This window comes from Glycocaulis sp., assembly GCF_050485565.1.
Classification (GTDB): domain Bacteria; phylum Pseudomonadota; class Alphaproteobacteria; order Caulobacterales; family Maricaulaceae; genus Glycocaulis.
On sequence record NZ_JBJHBQ010000005.1, the window covers coordinates 139,008 to 160,843 of the forward strand.

Annotated in this window: 20 protein-coding genes; 13 read left to right on the forward strand and 7 right to left on the reverse strand. The window is 63.2% G+C overall.

The genetic code is table 11. The annotated features are described in order from the left end of the window. Positions 1-2 precede the first annotated feature (2 nt). The gene (gene sucD / locus ACQ5ID_RS07415; protein WP_429911815.1) at positions 3-911 is read left to right on the forward strand and encodes a succinate--CoA ligase subunit alpha; all 909 of its coding nucleotides are present in this window, start codon (positions 3-5) and stop codon (positions 909-911) included. Here sucD and ACQ5ID_RS07420 read toward each other — a convergent pair. Continuing rightward, on the reverse strand, positions 901-1,404 hold the full coding sequence (locus ACQ5ID_RS07420) for a BLUF domain-containing protein (RefSeq protein ID WP_429911816.1): 504 nt from the start codon (positions 1,402-1,404) through the stop codon (positions 901-903). The genes sucD and ACQ5ID_RS07420 overlap by 11 nt on opposite strands. After that, complete coding sequence (locus ACQ5ID_RS07425) at positions 1,401-2,654, reverse strand: hypothetical protein (protein ID WP_429911817.1); 1,254 nt, start codon at positions 2,652-2,654, stop codon at positions 1,401-1,403. Before ACQ5ID_RS07425 ends, ACQ5ID_RS07420 begins: the two co-directional genes overlap by 4 nt. Positions 2,655-2,997: 343 nt before the next feature. Between ACQ5ID_RS07425 and ACQ5ID_RS07430 the strand changes: the two genes are divergently transcribed. Beyond that, positions 2,998-5,982: a 2-oxoglutarate dehydrogenase E1 component gene (locus ACQ5ID_RS07430; protein WP_429911818.1), complete on the forward strand. Its 2,985-nt coding sequence runs from the start codon at positions 2,998-3,000 to the stop codon at positions 5,980-5,982. A gap of 32 nt (positions 5,983-6,014) precedes the next feature. Next, positions 6,015-7,550 carry a 2-oxoglutarate dehydrogenase complex dihydrolipoyllysine-residue succinyltransferase gene (gene odhB / locus ACQ5ID_RS07435; protein WP_429911819.1) on the forward strand — a complete coding sequence of 512 codons (1,536 nt, stop codon included), beginning with the start codon at positions 6,015-6,017 and terminating at the stop codon, positions 7,548-7,550. On the opposite strand, the gene ACQ5ID_RS07440 is transcribed toward odhB, so the two are convergent. Beyond that, positions 7,547-8,050, reverse strand: coding sequence for a hypothetical protein (locus ACQ5ID_RS07440; protein ID WP_429911820.1), 504 nt, complete (start codon positions 8,048-8,050; stop codon positions 7,547-7,549). The two genes, odhB and ACQ5ID_RS07440, sit on opposite strands and share 4 nt — an antisense overlap. Positions 8,051-8,269: 219 nt before the next feature. On the opposite strand from ACQ5ID_RS07440, the gene lpdA reads away from it, so the two are divergent. The 3 genes from lpdA (at position 8,270) to ACQ5ID_RS07455 (ending at position 10,990) form a co-directional block, all read left to right on the forward strand. After that, positions 8,270-9,673 (forward strand): dihydrolipoyl dehydrogenase, encoded by a 1,404-nt coding sequence (lpdA, locus tag ACQ5ID_RS07445; protein WP_429911821.1) that lies wholly within the window; start codon positions 8,270-8,272, stop codon positions 9,671-9,673. A 70-nt stretch (positions 9,674-9,743) separates the two neighbouring features. After that, positions 9,744-10,280, forward strand: coding sequence for a GNAT family N-acetyltransferase (locus ACQ5ID_RS07450; RefSeq protein ID WP_429911822.1), 537 nt, complete (start codon positions 9,744-9,746; stop codon positions 10,278-10,280). After that, positions 10,277-10,990: an NAD-dependent deacylase gene (locus tag ACQ5ID_RS07455; protein WP_429911823.1), complete on the forward strand. Its 714-nt coding sequence runs from the start codon at positions 10,277-10,279 to the stop codon at positions 10,988-10,990. Before ACQ5ID_RS07450 ends, ACQ5ID_RS07455 begins: the two co-directional genes overlap by 4 nt. 241 nt (positions 10,991-11,231) lie before the next feature. On the opposite strand, the gene ACQ5ID_RS07460 is transcribed toward ACQ5ID_RS07455, so the two are convergent. Beyond that, positions 11,232-11,639 (reverse strand): metallopeptidase family protein, encoded by a 408-nt coding sequence (locus ACQ5ID_RS07460; RefSeq protein WP_429911824.1) that lies wholly within the window; start codon positions 11,637-11,639, stop codon positions 11,232-11,234. Positions 11,640-11,727: 88 nt separating this feature from the next. Between ACQ5ID_RS07460 and mmcB the strand changes: the two genes are divergently transcribed. Both mmcB and ACQ5ID_RS07470 read left to right on the forward strand, forming a co-directional pair. Further along, positions 11,728-12,189 carry a DNA repair putative endonuclease MmcB gene (mmcB, locus tag ACQ5ID_RS07465; protein ID WP_429911825.1) on the forward strand — a complete coding sequence of 154 codons (462 nt, stop codon included), beginning with the start codon at positions 11,728-11,730 and terminating at the stop codon, positions 12,187-12,189. Positions 12,190-12,268: 79 nt separating this feature from the next. Next, complete coding sequence (locus ACQ5ID_RS07470) at positions 12,269-14,371, forward strand: DUF3857 domain-containing protein (protein WP_429911826.1); 2,103 nt, start codon at positions 12,269-12,271, stop codon at positions 14,369-14,371. On the opposite strand, the gene ACQ5ID_RS07475 is transcribed toward ACQ5ID_RS07470, so the two are convergent. Together ACQ5ID_RS07475 and ACQ5ID_RS07480 are read right to left on the reverse strand one after the other, a co-directional pair. Further along, a complete protein-coding gene (locus ACQ5ID_RS07475; RefSeq protein WP_371392787.1) occupies positions 14,368-14,916 on the reverse strand; it encodes an ActR/PrrA/RegA family redox response regulator transcription factor in 549 nt (182 codons plus the stop codon). The two genes, ACQ5ID_RS07470 and ACQ5ID_RS07475, sit on opposite strands and share 4 nt — an antisense overlap. Positions 14,917-15,009: 93 nt before the next feature. After that, the gene (locus ACQ5ID_RS07480) at positions 15,010-16,323 is read right to left on the reverse strand and encodes an ActS/PrrB/RegB family redox-sensitive histidine kinase (RefSeq protein ID WP_429911827.1); all 1,314 of its coding nucleotides are present in this window, start codon (positions 16,321-16,323) and stop codon (positions 15,010-15,012) included. A gap of 103 nt (positions 16,324-16,426) precedes the next feature. On the opposite strand from ACQ5ID_RS07480, the gene ACQ5ID_RS07485 reads away from it, so the two are divergent. Both ACQ5ID_RS07485 and ACQ5ID_RS07490 read left to right on the forward strand, forming a co-directional pair. Beyond that, positions 16,427-17,074 (forward strand): SCO family protein, encoded by a 648-nt coding sequence (locus tag ACQ5ID_RS07485; RefSeq protein ID WP_429911828.1) that lies wholly within the window; start codon positions 16,427-16,429, stop codon positions 17,072-17,074. Positions 17,075-17,130: 56 nt separating this feature from the next. Next, positions 17,131-18,408, forward strand: a complete 1,278-nt coding sequence (locus ACQ5ID_RS07490; RefSeq protein ID WP_429911829.1) for a polyhydroxyalkanoate depolymerase — start codon at positions 17,131-17,133, stop codon at positions 18,406-18,408. 4 nt (positions 18,409-18,412) lie between these two features. On the opposite strand, the gene ACQ5ID_RS07495 is transcribed toward ACQ5ID_RS07490, so the two are convergent. After that, positions 18,413-18,916 (reverse strand): invasion associated locus B family protein, encoded by a 504-nt coding sequence (locus ACQ5ID_RS07495; protein WP_429911830.1) that lies wholly within the window; start codon positions 18,914-18,916, stop codon positions 18,413-18,415. A gap of 146 nt (positions 18,917-19,062) precedes the next feature. On the opposite strand from ACQ5ID_RS07495, the gene ACQ5ID_RS07500 reads away from it, so the two are divergent. The 3 genes from ACQ5ID_RS07500 to ACQ5ID_RS07510 all read left to right on the forward strand — a co-directional run bounded on the left by ACQ5ID_RS07500 (position 19,063) and on the right by ACQ5ID_RS07510 (position 21,770). Continuing rightward, positions 19,063-19,644, forward strand: a complete 582-nt coding sequence (locus ACQ5ID_RS07500; RefSeq protein ID WP_429911831.1) for a sigma-70 family RNA polymerase sigma factor — start codon at positions 19,063-19,065, stop codon at positions 19,642-19,644. A gap of 98 nt (positions 19,645-19,742) precedes the next feature. Beyond that, positions 19,743-20,441: a ChrR family anti-sigma-E factor gene (locus ACQ5ID_RS07505; RefSeq protein ID WP_429911832.1), complete on the forward strand. Its 699-nt coding sequence runs from the start codon at positions 19,743-19,745 to the stop codon at positions 20,439-20,441. Positions 20,442-20,501: 60 nt separating this feature from the next. Then, complete coding sequence (locus tag ACQ5ID_RS07510; RefSeq protein ID WP_429911833.1) at positions 20,502-21,770, forward strand: FAD-dependent monooxygenase; 1,269 nt, start codon at positions 20,502-20,504, stop codon at positions 21,768-21,770. Positions 21,771-21,836: the final 66 nt, after the last annotated feature.

Genomic DNA, 21,836 nt, shown 5'->3' on the forward strand with positions numbered 1-21,836 from the left:
CCATGTCCGTACTCGTCAACAAAGACACCAAGGTTCTCGTTCAGGGCCTGACCGGCAAGACCGGCACCTTCCACACCGAGCAGGCGCTGGCCTATTACGGCACCCGCATGGTCGGCGGCATCCACCCCAAAAAGGGCGGCGAAAGCTGGACAAGCGGCATGGACGGCGCGGCTTCGCTGCCGATCTTTTCAACCGTCGCCGAAGGCAAGGAGCGCACCGGCGCAACCGCATCGGTCGTCTATGTCCCGCCCGCAGGGGCTGGCGCGGCGATCATCGAGGCGATTGATGCGGGCATGGAGCTGATCGTGTGCATCACCGAGGGCATCCCGGTCATGGACATGGTCAAGGTGAAAGCGCGCCTCGAAAAGTCCAGTTCGCGCCTTCTGGGCCCGAACTGCCCCGGCGTGCTGACCCCGGAAGAGTGCAAGATCGGCATCATGCCGGGCAATATCTTCAAGAAGGGCTCGGTCGGCGTGGTTTCGCGCTCCGGCACACTGACCTATGAAGCCGTGTTCCAGACCACGGCTGAGGGTCTCGGCCAGACGACGGCGGTGGGCATTGGCGGCGATCCGGTAAAAGGCACCGAGTTCATCGACGTGCTGGAGATGTTCCTGGCCGATGACGAGACCAAGTCGATCATCATGATCGGCGAAATCGGCGGTTCAGCCGAAGAGGAAGCGGCTCAATTCCTGCGCGATGAAGCCAAAAAAGGCCGTAAAAAGCCGATGGCCGGCTTCATTGCCGGGCGCACCGCACCTGAAGGCCGCACGATGGGCCATGCCGGCGCGATTGTTGCCGGTGGCAAGGGCGATGCGCAAAGCAAGATCGAGGCAATGAAATCGGCCGGGATCGCCGTGTCCGACAGCCCGGCGCGCCTTGGCAAGACACTGGTCGAGGTCCTCAAGGGCTAGGCTGTATCGACCGGAGATTCATGACCGCCTGATGGTCATGGATCTCCCGCAGCCTTGAGAGCAGTCCATCACGGTCCAGCTCAACCCAGCCGCTGCTTGCCTTCACTGGCAGCGGCGCGTCACCGGCATTGGCAAACGCCATGGCCCAGTCGTCAAACAGGCGCTCGCTGGCCGGTTCGTTCAACAGCAGCGTGACCTCGGCATGGCGCGTATCGTTGCAGATACGCGCATATATGTCCTCAACCGCCGCTTTCGGCCCTTCCAGCATCTGGATGAACCGCCCCCGGTCATAAACCAGTACGCCGGTAATACCGGCTCGCGGGTTATAACGCTCACAGGCCGCCATGATGTCCGCGAGCTCTGACCGGAAATGGCCCTGCCCGCGCGCGATGGCCACTGCGGAAATATAGACCAGCCGGGTAAGCACTGCGGCCTCGCCCGGGCAGGGCGTGCCTTCAAGGCGTAAGCGGCGGCGCCAGGGTTCCCGTGTCATTTCCCGTTTGCTCCTACCAAATGGATATTCTCGCCGGGCACCAGGCGGTATGGCGGTTTGGGCTCTCTGGTTTCACCCCCGACCATCAACCCGCTCAGATAATCCGGACCGATAGCCAGCCAGCCGGGCAGCGCGACCGCGTCATGGCAATCCTCAACCGCCAGCAGCTGGCGCCGGGCAGCAATCTTTCCGGCCAGCGCGGCAATACCTGCGCACTGGCGCACGAACATCTCAGCCGTGGCCGGAGCAGTTATCGAGAAGATGTCGACCTGGGAGTCGTTAAAGCGCTCAAGGCGGACGGTGCGCGGGTCGATACGCACCATGATATGCCGGGTGAGAGTGCGTGCCAGCCGGCACACCTCGGTCAGACTGCCCATCGGCGCATCCATGTCAGCACCGAGGATATACAACACCAGGGCAGACCGCGCCTTGTCGTCCAGCGTGTTGACCGCCGCCAAGTAGGGCAGGCGATATTTGACCGTCACCAGCGTCTCGAAATGCACAGGGACGGCAAGGGCGCTTGGGGTTCCCTTGTCCCGGGCGGTTTTCCAGGCTGCGGCAGCCGCCAGCAGCACATTGCGATCAAACTCCATGCGCATCGCCCCGCCCCCTTCGCTGGGCGAGAGGGCGTGTCCGCGCACCAGCGGCCCGTCCCCGCGCATCCGTCCGACCGGGTGCACGAGGTTGAGGGCCGCGAACCCCGTCGCCGATGCCCAGACCGGTTCAAAGCGTAGCTCAAACGGGGGCAGCCGCACCGGTTCGCGCGGCCGGGGAGGCGGTATGGGCTGAAGGTCCGCACCCAGATCAACGCCATCGTCCTCACCAGCGGCTTCATAGGCTTGTGCAGCGGCGTCCAGCGGACCGGACTGAATGCCGCCAAGCAGATCGGACAGAGCGATGTCGATGGTCTCAGCGTGCAGCTCCAAGCCGGCAAGATAATCAGTGCCAAGGAAAAAGGCCTTCAGCTCGATCTCTATGCGGCGGGTGAAGGCTTCTGCTTCTTCTGCCCGCGACGGACCAGGCAGCACGATAAAGCCATTGGCGGCGCGTAATATGAGGTCGTCTGACCCGATACGTTTGGAGATGAACTGCTCGCACGTATCGAAAATGCGCTCCTTTACACGCGGCCACTTCTCTTTGTATTGCGCTTCAAGCACATCCAGATTGATGAGCTGGAGTTGTGTGGTCTCCAGCTGGGCGGCTTCCTTCAGCTTGGGGCGGAAGCGGGCCAGCGTAGAAAGAACTGACATCACATCACTTGCACGGAGACGCGGGCTGTTCGCGCTCCTGACGTGAATTAGAATATTCTCGGCATCAAACTTCAAACTCCAAGCAAACAGATAGTTAACCGGGCGCTATGCTTTGTACATTGTTCATAGGCGTGATGGCGCGCAATAGCTGTACCTGACGGCGCGCGGCGTCTTGCTACCGTGCGCGAGAGCACGACATGAACGTACGTTCGTGCCTATTGCGGTTCGCAGGGGCGTTTTGCGCCCATTTGGGCTTCTCTTTTGCACCGGAGAGGCATAAGTGTCGATTATCCAGGCAAGTGCCGTGGTGGCGCTCACGATAAACCTGCCCTGAAGGGCCAAGATGACCGACGCTCGCTCCTCGACCAACCAGACCTTCCTCGACACCTCCTTCCTGTTCGGCACCAACGCCATCTATCTGGAGGACATGGCTGCGCGCTATGCCACCGACCCGGCATCGGTTCCCGCCAGCTGGCGCAAATTCTTCGATGCTGTCGGCGATGAGGCGGCCAACGCAAAACAGGCCGCCAAAGGGCCGGGCTGGAAGCGCGATGGCTGGCCACGCAAAACCAATGGCGAGATGGTCCAGGCGCTGGGCGATATCGAGAGCGTGGTGCCAAGCCTGCCTGAAAAGGTAGCGGCGCGCATGGGCGATACGGCCGCGCCCGCCGATGTGCATTCAGCCGTAAAGGACAGCATTTCGGCGATCATGCTGATCCGCGCCTACCGCATGCGCGGGCATCTGGCGGCTGATCTTGATCCGCTGAATCTGAGCGAGCGCGAACCGCAGCCCGAGCTGGAGCCGGAAAGCTACGGATTTGGCGAGGCCGATCTCGACCGCGAGATCTTCATCAATGGCTATCTCGGCCTTGAGACCGCCACCATCCGCCAGATTCTCGACATCCTCAAACGCACCTATTGCGGCACGTTCGGCGTGGAGTTCATGCACATCTCCAACCCGGAGGAGAAAGCCTGGCTGCAGGAGCGTATCGAGGGCCCTGACAAGGAAATCGCGTTCTCGAAGAACGGCAAGCAGGCCATTTTGCGCAAGCTGGTCGAGACCGAGGCGTTCGAGCGCTTCCTGCACAAGCGCTATCCCGGCACAAAGCGCTTTGGCATTGATGGCGGCGAGTCCATGGTCCCGGCGCTGGAGCAGATCATCAAGCGCGGCGGCGCCATGGGGGTTAGCGACATCATTGTCGGCATGCCCCACCGCGGCCGCCTCAACGTGCTGGCCGCCGTCATGGGCAAGCCCTACCACGTCATCTTCCACGAGTTTCAGGGCGGCTCGACCATTGGCGAGGACGAGTTCTCCTCTGGCGATGTGAAATACCATCTGGGTTCGTCGTCCACGCGCGAGTTCGATGGCAACACGGTCAATCTGTCGCTGACGGCCAATCCCTCCCACCTCGAAGCGGTTGATCCGGTCGTGCTGGGCAAGGCGCGCGCCAAGATGACCAAATACCAGGTGCAGACCGGAGAGCCATCCGCTCACAAGGTCCTGCCGCTTCTGCTGCACGGCGATGCCGCCTTTGCCGGACAGGGCATCGTGGCCGAGTGCTTTGGCCTGTCCGGCCTGCGCGGACACCGCACGGGTGGGGCGGTCCATTTCATCGTCAACAACCAGATCGGCTTCACCACCGATCCGCGCGACAGCCGTTCCTCGCCCTACCCGTCTGACGTGGCGCTGATGGTGCAGGCACCGATTTTCCATGTGAACGGGGACGATCCCGAAGCGGTAGTGTTTGCGGCGAAAGTGGCCGCCGAGTACCGGCAGACCTTCGGCAAGGATGTCGTCATCGACATGTTCTGCTATCGCCGCTTTGGCCACAATGAGGGCGATGACCCGTCCTTCACCCAGCCGCAAATGTACAAGGCGATCGCCGGCCACCCGACCACCCGCGAACTCTATACGCGCCGCCTGACCGACGAAGGCGTGGTGACCGCTGAAGAGGTCGATGGCTGGGTAGCTGAGCTCGAAGCCTTCCTCGATGACGAGTTTGAGCTGGGCAAATCCTACAAGGCCAACAAGGCCGACTGGCTGGACGGCGTCTGGTCTGGCCTTGGCCTGCCGGACGAGGACGACCGGCGCGGCCAGACGGCTGTCGATATAGACACGCTAAAAGCGGTCGGGACAGCGATGACGCGCATCCCGGACGGCTACAACATCCACAAGACCCTCAACCGCGTCATCAATGGCCGGCGCGAGGCGATTGAAAAAGGCGAAGGCATCGACTGGGCCACGGCCGAACATCTCGCCTTCGGCACGCTTCTCATCGAAGGCTTCCCTGTGCGCCTTTCGGGGCAGGATTGCGGACGCGGCACGTTTTCCCAGCGCCACTCCCATCTGATCGATCAGGAGACACAGGAGCGCCATACCTTCCTCAATCATCTGAGTGAGGATCAGGCGCGCTACGAAGTGATCGATTCCATGCTGTCGGAAGAGGCCGTGCTTGGCTTCGAGTATGGATATTCACTCTCCGCGCCGAACACGCTCGTCATGTGGGAAGCCCAGTTTGGTGATTTCACCAATGGCGCGCAGGTCATCATCGACCAGTTCATTTCATCATCCGAGCGCAAATGGCTGCGCATGTCCGGCCTCGTCATGCTTCTGCCGCACGGCTATGAGGGTCAGGGACCCGAACACTCCTCGGCCCGGCTGGAGCGCTTCCTGCAGCAATGCGCCGAAGACAATATGCAGGTCGCCAACTGCTCCACGCCTGCCAACTATTTCCATATCCTGCGCCGCCAGATCCACCGCGGCTTCCGCAAGCCGCTGGTGATAATGACGCCCAAATCCCTGCTGCGTCACAAGCGCTGCGTGTCCGATCTCACCGAGTTCGGTCCCGGCTCCTCCTTCCACCGCGTCCTGTGGGATGATGGCGATCAGAGCGTGCGCAAGGACCGCGGCGAGTTCGCCGCCCCGCGCGCCAAACCGCTGGCCGCCGACAAGGATATCCGCCGCGTCGTGCTGTGCTCAGGCAAGGTCTATTACGATCTGCTCGAAGCGCGCGAGAACAAGGGGCTGAACGATGTCTATCTGCTCCGTGTCGAGCAGTTCTACCCCTTCCCGGCGAAATCCATCATCGACGAGCTCAAACGCTTCCCCGATGCCGACATTGTCTGGTGCCAGGAAGAACCGAAAAACATGGGCGGCTGGACCTTCGTGGAACCCTATCTGGAGTTCTGCCTTGAAAAGGTGGGCGGCAAATCCAAGCGCCCGCGCTATGTGGGCCGTTCCCCTTCCGCCTCCACCGCGACAGGGCTGCTCTCGCGCCACCAGGCCCAGCAGAAAGCCCTCGTTGACGAAGCCCTCGCCAAAGACTGACCCCTCTCACACCCGATCTGGATGACCGTATCATGAGCGCAATCACCGTCCCCACCCTTGGCGAATCCGTTTCCGAAGCAACGGTTGGAAGCTGGCTGGTCTCTGAAGGTCAGGCCGTGAAGAAAGACGATGTCCTGGTGGAGCTGGAAACCGACAAGGTGTCGGTCGAGGTGCGCGCCGAGGAAGACGGGGTCATCACCGCCATAAGCGCCAAAGAGGGCGATACAGTCGAGATTGGCGCTACCCTCGCCGAGTTCGAGGCCGGCAGCTCTGGCGGAAAATCTGCCGAACCGAAAAAGGCCGACAAGAAGGAAGAGGCGCCCAAATCCGAAGCCAAGGCTGAGAGCAAGGACAGCAAGTCGTCAGGCAAGGGCGGATCGCTGACCGAGGCCAAGGTGCCGGTCATGGGCGAGAGCGTTGCCGAAGGCACGGTCGGCAACTGGCTGGTGAAAGTCGGCGATAGCGTCAGCGTCGACCAGCCGCTGATGGAGATCGAGACCGACAAGGTGGCCGTGGAAGTGCCTTCACCCGTCGCTGGCGTGCTGGAAGAAGCCCTCGTCAAGGAAGGCGACAGCGTGGAGCCGGGCCAGGTCGTGGCTAAAATCCGCGAAGGCGCGTCTGGCGGCGCGGCGAAATCGGACAGCAAGGCCGAAGCCCCCAAGGCTGATGCCAAGTCATCTGACGATGTGAAGGCGATGCCGTCTGCCCAGCGCGTAGCCGCCGAAAACAAGGTCGATCTGTCGACGATTGAAGGCACCGGCAAGGATGGCCGCGTGACCAAGGGCGATGCGCTCAAAGCCGTCGAGCAGGGCGCACGCGCGCCGGAACCTGCGGCTGTCACCCAGCAATCGGCCCCGCGCGAAACCGGCGAGCGCGAAGAGCGCGTGAAAATGACCCGCCTGCGCCAGACCATCGCGCGCCGCCTGAAGGAAGCGCAGAACTCCGCCGCCATGCTGACCACGTATAACGAGGCGGACATGAGCGCGATCATGGCGCTGCGCAAGGAAATCCAGGACGATTTCACCGCCAAGCACGGCATCAAGCTCGGCTTTATGAGCTTCTTCGTGAAGGCGTGTGTCGCCGCGCTGCAGGACATCCCGGCGGTCAATGCCGAGATCGACGGCACCGACATCATCTACAAGAATTACTACGATATCGGCGTGGCGGTCGGCACTGATCGCGGCCTTGTCGTGCCGGTGGTGCGCGATTGCGACCAGAAATCGCTGGCCGGTATCGAGAAGGGCATCATGGACCTTGGCAAGCGCGCCCGCGACGGCCAGCTCGGCCTTGAGGACATGCAAGGCGCGACCTTCACCATCTCCAATGGCGGCGTCTATGGCTCGCTGATGAGCTCGCCCATCCTTAACGCGCCCCAGTCCGGCATTCTGGGCATGCACAAGATTCAGGACCGCCCCGTAGCCGTGAACGGCCAGGTGGTGATCCGCCCGATGATGTATCTGGCGCTCTCCTATGACCACCGCATCGTGGACGGCAAGGAAGCCGTCACCTTCCTGGTGCGCGTGAAGGAGAGCCTTGAGAAGCCCGAACGCCTGCTGCTGGATATCTAGCCGCGAAGCGGGGGCACCAGCCCCAGCGCCCGCCAGAGAAACGCTATCGACAGCCCTGTTACCAGCAGGGCTGTCACCATGGCATCATCGCCAACGCGTATGATGAGGGCGGCAAGGCCGAGCCCGGCAATGACCGCGATCAGCCCCCTGATAATATGGCCTTGTGAGCGGGTGGCATTGGCGATGAACAAAGCCGTGATGACAGCAAGACCGATCAGCGCGCCAGCGGGCAGGTCTGCGCCATTGGCACCCAGCGTCACCATCAGGCTGAGGCCGTAAAATCCGGCCAGGCCGGCGCTAAGCGCCACCAGTGTCCAGCGGACCCCGGCCATGGCCCACAACGCCGCGCGATGGCGCGGGCGGTTATGGTCGGAGACAAAGAGCCGCCCCGAAAGCCGGGCATTGGCCGTGCCGCGTTTGCGGTCTTCGGGATGGTGAAGCACCTCGAACAGGGCCGCAGCCGCGAGGCCGGACGCCAGCGATATCAGAAACGTTTCCAAGCAGTCCTGTCCCTTTAGCCCGCTAAGAGCCCCCCGCTCGTGGATCAAAAGCCAGACCGGCGCGCGGATCAAGCCCTGATGCTGGGCGTGAAGGCATGCGAGGCGGCATGACAGGCATGCAGGCAGATGCGATTGACGCGCCGCGCTGCTTGGCTAGGTTGCGGTTAAACGCGCCCGGACCCCTCCCCCCTTCCCATCCGCCGGGCCGGAGGACATCGCATGGCTGACACGTATGACGTTGTAATCATTGGCGGCGGGCCGGGTGGCTATAATTGCGCGATCCGCGCCGGACAGCTGGGCCTGAAGACCGCCATTATCGAGATGCGCAAGACGCTGGGCGGCACCTGCCTGAATGTCGGCTGCATCCCCTCCAAGGCGCTGCTGCATGCCTCCGAGCTTTACGAGATGGCCAATAGCGAGTTTGCCGGCATGGGTATAGGCACCGGCAAGATCACGCTCAATCTGGAAAAGATGATGGAGCAGAAGGCCGACGCTGTGACGGGCCTGACCAAGGGCGTGGCCGGCCTGATGAAGAAGAACAAGGTCGATCATTTCCACGGCAAGGGCCGCATCGCCGGCAAGGGCAAGGTCGTGATCGCGCTGGAAGACGGCTCGGAAAAGACGTTGGAGACGAAGAACATCGTCATCGCGACGGGTTCGGAAGTAACCCCGCTGCCGGGCGTGGAGATCGACGAAAAGCAGATCGTCTCCTCCACCGGAGCGCTGGAGCTGGACAGCGTTCCGGGCAAGCTGATCCTCATCGGCGCGGGCGTGATCGGTCTGGAACTGGGCTCGGTATGGCGGCGTCTGGGGTCGCAAGTGACCGTGGTGGAATATCTCGACCGGGTGCTGCCCACCATGGATGGCGAGATTTCCAAACAGGCCAAACGCCTGTTTGAAAAGCAGGGCATGATCTTCAAGCTGTCGCGCAAGGTGACCGGCGTCGAGAAGGACGGCAAGGCGCTCAAAGTAACGACCGAGGCCGCCAGCGGCGGCGAGGAAGAGGTGCTGGACGCCGATGTGGTGCTGGTCTGCATCGGGCGTCGTCCTTATACGGACGGTCTGGGGCTTGAGACGGTGGGCATCGAGGCCGACAAACGCGGCTTCATCCCCAACGAGCACTTCAAAACCTCGGCAGATGGCATCTGGGTGATCGGCGATACGACACATGGTCCGATGCTGGCCCACAAGGCCGAAGACGATGGCACGGCCTGCGCCGAGCTGATCGCGGGCAAGCCGGGCCATGTGAACTATCTGGCCACGCCCAGCGTCGTTTATACGCGCCCCGAGATTGCCAGTGTCGGCTATACCGAGGAGCAGCTCAAAGAGATGGGCCGCGAATACAAGGTGGGCAAATTCCCCTTCATGGCCAATAGCCGCGCGCGCACCAATCACGATACGGACGGTTTCGTGAAAATCCTGGCCGACGCGAAGACCGATGAAATCCTTGGCGGCCACATTATGGGTCCGCACGCAGGCGAGATGATCGGCGAGATTGCGCTGGCCATGGAGTTCCGCGCGGCATCCGAAGACATTGCCCGCACCAGCCACGCCCACCCCACACTGTCGGAAGCCATCCGCCAGGCCGCCATGGGGGTGGAAGGCTGGACCATGCAGATGTAGTCTGGCCGCAATCCGCAACTCCCCGGCAGGGCGGCAAATGACAGCGCACGAGACCGTATCAGGAGGCCCGATGTGGGCGACACCGCGCCTGCGCCTTGTTGCGCTGGACGCCGATCTGGCGCGCCTGCAGCTGGACGACAGACGGGAGTTTTTCCGTACACTGAACGTCTCACCCGAAGCGAGCTGGCCGCCAGAGCTGAACAATACTGAAAGCATGACGCAGATCCGCGACCGGCTGGCCGCAAACCCGCAAGAGGCCGGCTGGCATGGCTGGGTGTTCATCATGCGCTGGGCGGACGACGCGCCGGGCCGCCTGGTCGGTAATGGCGGATTTTTTGGCCCGCCTGACAAGGATGGCACTGTCGAAATCGGCTATTCCATGCTGCCGAGTTTTCGTGAACAGGGCCTTGCCACCGAGGCTGTACAGGGCCTGGCAGGCTGGGCGTTCAGCCAGCCGGGCGTCACCGGCATACGCGCCCACACCAGAGCGTCTGCAACCGCCTCGCGCCGTGTTCTGGAGAAAAGCGGGTTTGTCCTGACAGGTGAAGTCAACGCGCCTGAAACCGGCCAGCTCGCCGTCTATAGCCTCCAGCGCCCGGCCGGATGAGCGCGCGGAAGGTCCGCAATATCGTCATCCTGACCGGGGCCGGCATCAGCGCCGAATCCGGTCTCGGCACGTTTCGCGACAAGGGCGGCATCTGGGAAAAGTTCGACTGGCAGAAACTGGCCACGCCCGAAGCCTTCGCCGCTGATCCCCATAGCGTCCACGCCTTCTACAATGCACGCCGGGAAAACCTTCTCGCCGCCCGGCCCAACGATGCCCACCGGGCGCTCGCCGCGCTGGAGCTACTCTGGCAGGCAGAGGAGCGCGGGCAATTTCTGCTGGTTACCCAAAACATTGATGATCTGCATGCGCGCGGCGGCTCGAACGAAGTGCTGCACATGCATGGCGAGTTGCTCAAAAGCCGCTGCAACCATTGCGGCCATCTGTTCGAGCACGACCATGCCATCACGCCCGATACGCCCTGCCCGTCCTGTGGACGGTCCGGCGGGCTACGCCCTCATGTCGTCTGGTTCGGGGAAATGCCACTTGGCCTTGATACGATCTATGAGGCGCTTGGGGCTTGCGATCTCTTCGTCGCTATCGGCACGTCCGGCACGGTCTATCCGGCCGCAGGGTTTGTGACTGAAGCCAAAGCCGCAGGCGCCTGGACGGTGGAGCTGTCGCTGGAGCCCGGCGAGGTCAGCACGCTCTTTGACGAGCGCCATTACGGCCCGGCGACGAAAATCGTGCCCGAATGGGCGGAAAGGGTTTGATCGGCCAACGCCGTCATTCCAGAAAGCCCGTCGGGGGTTGATCAACACCAAAGCGGTGAAGTCGCGGGGAAACAATCTGGGTCTCCCGTCGGGGCGGGAGACCCCGGTGGAGAGGCCATCAATCAATCTTGCAGGACTAATCGAAAAGCCAACGTCTCCGGGGTCCCCCGCCCCGACGGGGGGCCCAGAAAAGGGTTGCCAGCCAGTTTCTACACCCCGCCTCGAAGCACGAGGGAAAAGCCTAATCCACACTGTCCTCGATGGCATGCATATCATCGTCCGACAGGCCGAAATGGTGGCCGATCTCGTGGACGAGCACATGGGCGATCAGATCGTCCAAAGCGACGTCCCCGCGCTCGCACCATTCCAGCAGAATCGGCAGGCGATAGAGAAAAACATGGTCCGGCATGCCCGGATCCATGACCGATTTTTCCGTCAAATCGACACCGTGATAGAGCCCGGTCAGCTCATAAGGGTTTTCCATCTCCAGCGCCTTGAGCGTCTCTTCATCGGCAAAATCGGCAATCTGGATCACCACATTGCCGCAGAGCTGGCGAAACGCCTCCGGCAGGGAAGCAAACGCCGCCTCGGCCATATCGAGAAAGTCGGCTTCGGACGGGGCCAACTGGTCTTTGAAAATCGATGTCATGCCTTTTCCTAGCCCGGCAGCGCGCGCCAGCCTAGATGCAGGATGAACCGCACTTGCAAACGGAACAAAGTTTGAACATTATCACCCCATGAAGCCTGAACCCCTCTCCATCGCCTCGCTGACCAATCCGGCCATTGACGATGCGCAAGGGCTGATGCGCGGCGCGGCGCGCGTGCTGGCGAGCTTTGGCCTGGCCGCGATACCGGAATTTTCCCTGCCGTGCGGACGCCGGGCAGATCTGATGGCGCTGGGGCCGAAGGGCGAGCTGGTTATTGTCGAGGTGAAATCCGGCGCGGCAGATTTTCGCGCTGACGGCAAATGGCCTGAATATTTCGACTGGTGCGACCGCTATTTCTTCGCCGTGTCAGAACGCTTCCCGCGCGCCATGCTGCCTGAACATACCGGCCTCATCATCGCGGACGGGTTTGGCGGCGCAATCGTGCGTGAAAGCCCGGTCAATCCGCTGGCCCCCGCCCGCCGCAAATCCATCACCCTGCGCTTTGCCCGCACGGCGGCCGAGCGCGCCTTGCGGCTGGATCGTCTGCCCTGACCACAGATTCAGGTTGTAGCACCTTTCCCCGGCGTTAATACTATCGTGAGGGGAAGCAGCTTGCTTGAGGGGGTAAGCGATGACTGTGAGGCGGGTGCTCGCATTTTGCGGGTTGGGTTTTGGCGCGGTAATGGCTCTGGTTTACGGGGCCGTGCACTATCCAGATTATAGCCCGGCCGAGCGGGCGGGAACGCCTCCTGAAACATGGGCATCGTCCGCGCAGGCTTTGCAATTGCCCCCCGCTACCTCCTCCGCGCGCACGCTAGGGTACGGGCCGGTGCCTGACTTTGTGGAGCCGGTTGCCATGCCCGATCCCGCCACTGTCGGGATCGAAGCCATGGGCGGAGCCCGCCTGCTGGTCGTTGATTTCCAGCATGACGCACGAGATCCCGAAGCGGGGCTTTATACGCGCTATGTGATTGAGGCTGTGACGGGCGCGGGACTGACCGCCATTTCCCGGCTCCAGATCAATCTCGACCCCCGCTACCAGTCCATCGTCATCCATGAGGCCGCTATCATCCGCGACGGCGAACGCGAAAGCCGTGAGGGACGCATCGCTGCAGAGTTTCTGCGTCAGGAACCGGCGCTGCACTTTGGCATCATCACCGGAATGGAAGTCGCCGTCCTGCGCATCGAGGATGTCCGCCAGGGTGATATCCTGGACCTGTCATTCTCTGTGACGGGTACCAATCCTCTGCTTGCCCCGCACCACACAGAGAGCTTTCCGCTGGCCACCCTGACCGATATCGAACAGCTCTCCATCCGCACCAGCTGGCCGCGCGGCGCATCGCACCGCATCGTCGGTGCCAGTGATGACAGCCTGACGATCGAGAACCGCTTCGGGCGGACGGTCTACCGTTTTGGCCCCCGGCGCATCGAAGCTGTGGAGGTGGAAGACGGCGCGCCGGTTGATTACCCCCAGATCCCGACCCTGACCATCTCATCCTGGCCGGACTGGGCCAGCGTGGCCGCATGGGGCCGGCCCTTCTACCGGCTGCCGGCAGAACCGGATGCCGAAATCGCAGCGCTGGCGGCGCGCTTTCGCGAGGCTCATGGCGACCCGGCGCGTCAGCTCAGGGCGGCGCTGGAATTCGTACAGGATGAAATTCTCTATCAGGCCGTGTTGCTCGGTGACGGCACCTATGTTCCCGCCTCCACCAGCGATACGTTGCGTACGCGCACGGGCGACTGCAAGGCCAAAACCCTGCTTTTGCTGGCCTTGCTCGATGCACTCGGCATCGAAGCCTATCCGGTGCTGGCCAACACCTCGTCGGGACGCAGCCTGGGCCGCTACCCGCCCAGCCCCCAGCTTTTTGACCATGTGTTCGTCCAGGCCCGTCTCGGCGGCAATATTTTCTGGCTTGAGCCGGCAATGACCAAGCAGCGCGGTTCCCTTTTCAACCGCGTCCAGCCCGATTATGGGCAGGTTCTGGTCCTTGACGGCGTTGCCACAGAGCTGACCGACACCACGCCCGAGCAACGGCCACTTGCCTCGACCGTGTATCTTGAGCGGTTCGAGCTTCTGCAACAGGAGCTTACTGACCCGCTGATCTGGTCGCTGGAAATCACCCATCGCGGGCTGGCCGCCGATGAGTGGCGCTCCCTCATCCAGCAGGCAGGGCTGAGCCAGATCGAACAGGCATATACCAACTTCTATGCGAGTTACCGTCGCTCGGCAGAGCTGGTCATGCCCCTGCGCGTCGACGATGACGAGGAGGCCAATACGCTGACAGTCAGCATCAGCTGGCGTGTCGCACCGCTGATCGGCCCGGCCGATGCTACCGGACGGCGGGAGATCCGGCTGCGCCCGCACAGTCTTGGCGATATGCTGGCAAGCACCAATCTGGAACGGCGCACACCGGTGGTGACCGCCTATCCCTATCATCGGCGCCATATCATCGAAGGCGGGATTGATGACCCCGATGGCACTTTCTGGAACTTGCAAGATTCCAGCACGCAACTGGCCAACGAAGCCTTCGAGTTCAGCCATGGCATGACGTACGAAAACGGACTAATGACCGTGAGCTACGATCAGGTGGCACTCACGCCGTCAGTCATGCTCGACCAATCCATGGTGGACGACCATCGCAGCATGCGGCGGTACCTGGGAGACTATGTGCTCGTGCTGAACTTGCCGGCTCTCGACGCGCTGGAGGCCGAAGCGGCCACCGCCAAACCCTAGCGCGGCGCGCGCTTGGCCAGAATGCGCTGCAGCGTGCGCCGGTGCATGTTCAGCCGCCGCGCGGTTTCCGACACGTTGTGATCGCACAGCTCGAACACGCGCTGGATATGCTCCCAGCGCACCCGGTCCGCGCTCATCGGATTTTCCGGCGGTTCCGGCTTGGTACCCGGTGCCGCCAGCAGGGCTTTCACCACATCATCAGCATCGGCGGGCTTGGAGAGATAGTCGATCGCGCCCGATTTCACCGCCGCCACAGCCGTGGCGATATTGCCATAGCCGGTCAGCATGACCGCGCGGCAATCGGGGCGATGCCGGTGCAGGGCGCGCACCACGTCCAGCCCGTCGCCATCCTCCAGCCGTAGGTCGACCACCGCAAAGGCTGGCGGCGCGCTGCGGGCCACGTCCAGCGCCTCCGCCACACTGCCCACTGCCGTCACCTCGAAGCCGCGCTGCGTCATCGCCCGGTCGAGCCGGTTTCGGAAAGGCGCATCATCATCCAGGATGAGAAGCGTACGGTCGGCGGGCAGGTCGAGCAGTTCGGTCATGGTCTGGCCCGGTTCCTTTCAGGGTCAGGCGTGGCATCAATATTCTGTCCCCTGATCTAGGACAGGCGGGCGGGAAGTAAAAGAGCTGCCAGCTTATGCGGGCAGTTCCAGCCCCTTGCGCGGCAGGGTCATTATCACCTGTGCGCCGGTGCGCCCGGCCCGGTTTTCAAACCGGACAACCCCGCCCAGCCTCTCGATCAGCGTGGTGGCGATGAAGACGCCGAGGCCCAGCCCGCCCGGCCCCGGCTCGTGGCGGCGCGTGGTGATATAGGGCTCGCCAAGCTTGGAGAGGATATCAGCGGGAAAGCCCGGCCCGTCATCACTCACGGTGATGATAAACCGGTCCGCGCTCCAGCTTGCGGTCAGGCGCACCTCGGCGCGGGCGAAATCAACGGCGTTTTCGACAAAATTGCCGAGCGCATAGATCAGCTCCGGCCGCCGGCGCAGCATCGGTTCATCGCCTGCATCCTGCAGGGATGTCACGATGGCGGCACCCAGCCCTTTCAAGGGCGCGGCGGCCTCCTCCAGCACATCGCCCAGCGCCATGCGGTCATGCATCTGGTCGGTATCGCTGGGGGCCTGAGACAGGCGTTTGAGGATGTCGCGGCAACGCTCGGCCTGGGAGACCAGCAAGGCGGCGTCCTCGCGCAATTCAGGATCGGTGATGGCGCGGGCCATCTCTTTGGCCGTCAACTGGATGGTGGCCAGCGGCGTACCCAGCTCATGTGCGGCAGCCGCCGACAGCGCGCCAAGCGCGGACAGGCGCTGCTCGCGTGCCAGAACGCTCTGCGTGGCCGCCAGCGCGGCTCCCATGCGCCGCGCCTCGCTGCCCACGCGCCACGCATAGACAGCCGTGAAGGCGATGGTGATGACCAGCGCCAGCCACAGCCCGGCCTGATAGAGGGGCGGCAGGTCCAGCGGTCCGGCCCATTCATTCCACGGCAGGGGCCGGTGCCAGACGCTCATGGCCAGCGATCCGGCAATCGTCAGCGCGGCCAGCGTCATCCACCAGCGCACAGGCAGGGCCGCCACGCCGATCAGCACCGGCGCTGCCACCACAAAGGCGAACGGGTTGGAGGTGCCACCCGTCAGGGCCACCAGAACGATCACCTGCATCACGTCAAAGGCGAGCTGGGCAAAGCTTTCGCGCTCTGTGGCAAAGCGCTGGACCGGCTGGGTCCAGGCGATCACAAGGTTGAGAGCCGCGCTGGCTCCGATAATGGCCAGACACAATGCCAGAGCCAGTTCAAACCCCAGTATGAAATGGACACCGAACACGGTGATGGTCTGGCCGGTAACCGCCAGCCATCTCAACACGATAAGGGTGCGCAGCCTTACCCGCCCGAAGAGCGGGGTAAGGGACGGATCGGCGCGGCTTTCATCCGCATCGGTGTGGAAAAGGGCCAATTCTGGCCTCCCTGTTCATGCTGCGACGCAGCGTAATGCCTCGACAGGACGGTGATTTGCGCCCTATCTATTGGTTGAGAAGCATACCGGGGAGTTCGCGCACGTGAACTGGTCAAACCGTCCTGCCTGGCTTTTACCTGTCATTGCCAGCGCTGTCTGCGTGATTATCGCCATCGCGGCGCTTGTATATACCACCGGCCAGCGCCCTGCTGCTGCCCCGCCCGGCGTGCGTGAAAGCGGGCAGGCCCTGATTGGCGGCGATTTTGAGCTGGTCGCCCATACCGGCGAGACGATGACCAATGCCGACTTCGCCGGCCGGCCCATGCTGATCTATTTCGGCTTCACCTATTGCCCTGATGTCTGCCCCATGTCGCTGCAGCTGATGGCGCAGGCGCTTGCAGAGCTTGATGAGGCTGAGCGCGCGGAGTTCCAGCCTCTCCTGATCAGCCTTGATCCTGAGCGCGATACGCCTGAAGCGCTGGCCAGCTATGTGGAAACGCCCGTCTTCCCCGATGGCCTTGTCGGTCTGACCGGCTCGGCAGAGCAGATCCAGACGGCCGCGCGCGCCTACCGCGTCTACTATGCCCGCTCTGATGCCGACGCATCGATGGCCGAATATCTGATCGACCATTCTTCACTGATTTACCTGATGGATAGGCAGGGCCGGTTTGTGGAGGTTTTCCCGCACGCCACCGCGCCTGAACGCATTGCGCAATCCCTGCAACGATTTTTACAGGAAGAGGGCGCATGATCGCCGTCCTGAGCATGGCGGCTGGTGCCGCTGCTGGGCCGGAGGCCTGATTTTCAATGCTTTACACCTTCATGGAAATGACACGTGCAGCCATGCTGCCCTGGCGCACAGCGGCCAATGTGGCGCGCACCTCGCTGCGCTCGCCCTTCAACCCGATGGGTGACACGCTGGCCGGGCGTACGGCAGCCGCGGCGGCAGACGTGTTTGAAAGCCTGACGCGCTTTTACGGCAGGCCCGAATGGGGCTTTGGCACCGTAGAGATCAATGGCCTGCCCGTCGGCGTCGAGGTGGAGACGGTCTGGAGAAAGCCATTCTGTAATCTGGTCCGCTTTTCCCGTGACCGGGCAGCCCTCGCCGCAGCGCGCAAGGCGAAGGAAACCGCGCTCAACGATCCCAAACTCCTGCTGGTCGCGCCCATGTCCGGCCATTACGCGACCTTGCTGCGCGGTACGGTAGAAGCCTTCCTGCCCACCCATGAGGTCTACATTACCGACTGGGCCGATGCGCGCATGGTGCCGATGATGGAAGGCCGGTTCGGGCTTGGCGATTACGCTGAATATGTCCGCGAGATGATTACAATCATCGGACCCGGCGCGCACGTGGCTGCGGTCTGCCAGCCTGGCCCGCCCGTGCTGGCAGCCCTGTCGCTGATGGCACAGGACAATGATCCGGCGCGCCCTGCCACCATGACCTTCATGGGATCGCCCATAGATGCGCGCAAAAGCCCGACCGTGCCCAACAAGCTGGCCGAAGAGCGCCCGTTTGAGTGGTTCCGGGACAATCTGATCCACACTGTACCGAGCGTGTATCCAGGCGCGCTGCGCCGGGTCTATCCGGGCTTCTTGCAGCTCACCGGCTTCATCAACATGAACTATGAGCGCCATGTCGACGCCCATTACGACTATTTCGCCAATCTGGTGAAGGGCGATGGCGACAGCACCGACAAGCATCGCCAGTTCTATGATGAGTATCTCTCGGTCATGGATCTGACCGAGGAATTCTACCTCGAAACCATCGCCGACGTGTTCCAGGCCCACGCTTTGCCGCAAGGCAATTTCGAGGTGAAGGGCCGCCGGGTTGACCCGTCAGCCATTACCGATATCGCGCTTCTCACCGTCGAGGGTGAAAACGACGATATCTCCGGGATCGGCCAGACGCAGGCCGCCCACACGCTATGCTCTGGCCTGCCAAAAGCCCTGCGTGAGGACTACATCCAGCCCGATGTCGGCCATTACGGCGTGTTCAACGGGCGGCGCTTCCGCGAAGAGATCGTCCCGCGCATGAACGCCTTCATGGAGCGCCATGCCCGCCCGGCAAAGGGCCGGGCTGCCTGACGGCCTAGCGGCAGAGCTCGCCGGTCTGGCGCAGCGCAGCCGTCACGCCTGACAGCGAGAAGGTGTAGGCGGTGTTGGTGCCGCGCGCGGAGACCGCTTCGATGCGCATGGTCGCGCCCCGGCGCATGGCATCGACCAGCCGCGCCTCGTCGCGCGGTTCCTCGACAAAGCCTTCGCGCTCATCGGCATACATCATCACCCGGTCAGACCCGACAGAGGCGCGCGGCGGATTGTCTGCGCGCAGCTCATAGCCGGCCAGAAAGCTCGGCTGCTCGCGCGCGGCCCCGTTCGCCCAGCTGGACACGAAGAAATACACATCGCCATGATCGACCGTGCCGGGTCGGGAATCGGTCGGGCGCGTCACCGCGTAGCAGATGCGCTCGTCCCCGCTGCCGCGGGTAAAGACGCGCCAGTCATTGTGCTGGCCCTGAAAATCAGGGGCCTGGGCAAAGGACGGCGCGCCAAGGGCTATGGCGCAAAGAACTATAGCGGGAAGGGCAAGGCGCATGGGGCGGTTTCCTGAACTGGCGGCTGGCTGCAGGCGGTATATGTTTCTGCTCTCGTAACGGCGATTTCAAGGCGCACAGCAGTTTAAACCGCGTTAAGGTGCATCCCTGTTTGGTGCAATCCGGAGCGCGAGAGCGATAATCCTCCTTGGCGGACTTCAAGACCAGGACTGACGCCCGCGAAGGGCGCGAGACGCTCGACGCTCTTGTGGAACAGACCGCCCGGCAGGACCGGGCCGCCTTTGCCACCCTGTTCAACTTCTTTGCCCCACGCGTAAAGTCCTACCTCTTGCGCCTGAATGCCGATGATGCGCTGGCCGAGGAGATTGCCCAGGAGGTCATGCTGACCGTCTGGCGCAAGGCCCACCAGTTCGACCGCACGCAAGCCGCCGCCTCCACCTGGATATTCCGCATTGCGCGTAACAAGCGCATCGATGTGGCGCGCCGCGCGTCAAAGCCAGCACTGGACCCGGACGAGCCATCATTATTGCCCGCGCCGGAAATAGCGCCCGATGACGCCGCCCATGCCAGCGCGCGTGATCTGCGCGTGCAGGCGGCGCTGAAGGAATTGCCAGCCGAGCAATTATCGCTTCTGCAGCTGGCCTTCTTTGACGGCCTGTCGCACAGCGAAATCGCTGACCGGCTGGCCATGCCGCTTGGCACGGTGAAATCCCGGCTCCGCCTCGCCTTCGACAAGCTGCGCAAACATCTCGACACCGATGATCTCTAACCCTGCCGGCTGCCAAAACCATCGGCCCGCCCTTGAAGTCTTATAGACCCGCTCAATATCCACCGCCGTGCCTTCCCAGACGAGACCAGACCACTGCCATGACCCATCCAAGCCTCGGCGACGAAATCTTTTCCGCTTACGCGTCCGGCACCCTGTCCGGCCCGATGCGCCTGCTTGTCGAGACGCAAGGCGCTCTGGACCCGCAGATCGCGCAGCTGTGTGAGGACGCAGACCGTATCGGCGGATTACTGCTGGCAGACCTGGCTCCGGCGGCGCTGCGCCCCGGCGCCATGGATGATCTGTTTGCCATTCTCGATACCGAAGCCGCCGCAGCTGGTGAGGCCGGTCCGGTGCATGCCCTGAATAGCGATTCCGCCCGCAAGGCGGCGAAACTCGCCAGCCAGTCGCTTGATGAGCTGATCGCCCTGCCCGAACCCGTGCGTGATCTCGCGCTGGAAGCGGGCGGCAGCTGGCAATTTGCCGGCCCCGGCGTACGCGTCATGGAGCTGATACGCGAAGACGGCGCCAAGGCCGAGCTGATCCGGCTGGAGCCGGGCCACGGCGTGCCGCGCCACACCCATGACTGCAAGGAATTTACCCTCGTCCTGTGCGGCGCTTACCATGACGGGCTTGCCCGCTACGCCAGGGGCGATCTGAGCGTCGCTGACCCGCAGATCGAGCACAAGCCGGTGGCCGAAGCAGGCGAGGTCTGCATTGCGCTCGCCGTCACTGATGGTCCGCTCGCCTTTACCGGCCCTCTGGGCTGGGTACAGCGCGCGCTCGGCGGGATGAGTTAGTCCCGCCCTGCGGCATTTGCCCCGCTTCCCTTGGCCGCCTGATCGGCTAGTCTCGCCGCCATGACAGGCAAACTCCTCTTTGACGGCGATGTGGTGGTGTCCGGCGGCGGGCTGGCCGGGCTGACCCTGGCGCTCGCCTTGCACCATGCAGGCGTGAAAGTGGCAGTAATCGATGCCCTACCGCTTGATGCACAGGCCGATATCGCCTTTGACGGGCGCGCTTCAGCGCTCGCCTACACCTCCTGGCGCATGCTCGAACAGATCGGCGTGGCCGCGCATCTGAAAGGCCAGGCCCAGCGCATCGAGGATATTCTGGTCGTGGACGGGCGTCCGCTGGACGGGTTGAAACCCGGCGGGCCGGGCGTCGACAGCCTGCATTTCGACCGGCGCGAGATCCATCCGCGCGATGAGGGCGAACCGCTCGGATACATGGTGGAGAACCGCCATACCCGCATCGCGGCAGCAAAATGCGCCCATGAGACCGGCCTGCCGGTCTTTGCGCCGCGCCGGGCGCTCTCCATGCAGGCCTATTCAGGTCATGCCGAGCTGACACTGGATGGCGGCGATACGCTCCGGGCGGGCCTGATCGTGGCCTGTGATGGCAAGATGTCACGCCTGCGCGAGGGGGCCGGTATCCGCTCGCTTGGACGCCGGTACGGCCAGTCGGCCATCGTGCTGACCGTGGAGCATGAACTGCCCCATGAGGGCGTGGCGTATGAATATTTCATGCCGGGCGGGCCATTTGCCATCCTGCCCCTGACGGGCAACCGTTCCAGCCTTGTCTGGACCGAGAAGGACGCACCCGCGCGTGCCATTGCCGCGCTCGACGCCGGCGGCTTTCAGGAAGCGCTGGAAGCGCGATTTGGTGATTTTCTGGGCGAGGTGAAGCCAGCCAGCCAGGTGCATGTCTACCCGCTGGGCCTGATGCTGGCAGAGCGCTTTACCGCAGAGCGTCTGGCGCTGGCGGGCGATGCCGCGCGCACCATCCACCCCATTGCCGGGCAGGGCTTTAATCTGGGCATTCGCGACGCAGCAGCGCTGTGCGAGGTGATCGTCGATGCCCTGCGTGCCGGGCTCGATCCGGGGGCAGAGGCCGTGCTGAGCCGCTATGAGCGCTGGCGCAAGACCGATTCGGCCGGGCTTGCGCTCGGCACCGATGCCTTCAACCTGCTCTTTTCCAACGACAATACGGCGCTGCGTCATGCGCGCGGGCTGGGACTGTCCCTGACCAATGCCATTCCCGTGGCGCGCCGCTTCTTCATGCGCACGGCGGGCGGGGAGACGGGCGATCTGCCGCGCCTGCTCAAGGGTGAAGCTTTATCGCTCTGACCACCCCCTGAAATGCAGAACGCCCCCCGGCGGGGGACCGGGAGGCGTTCCAGTGAAGCGTGCCGT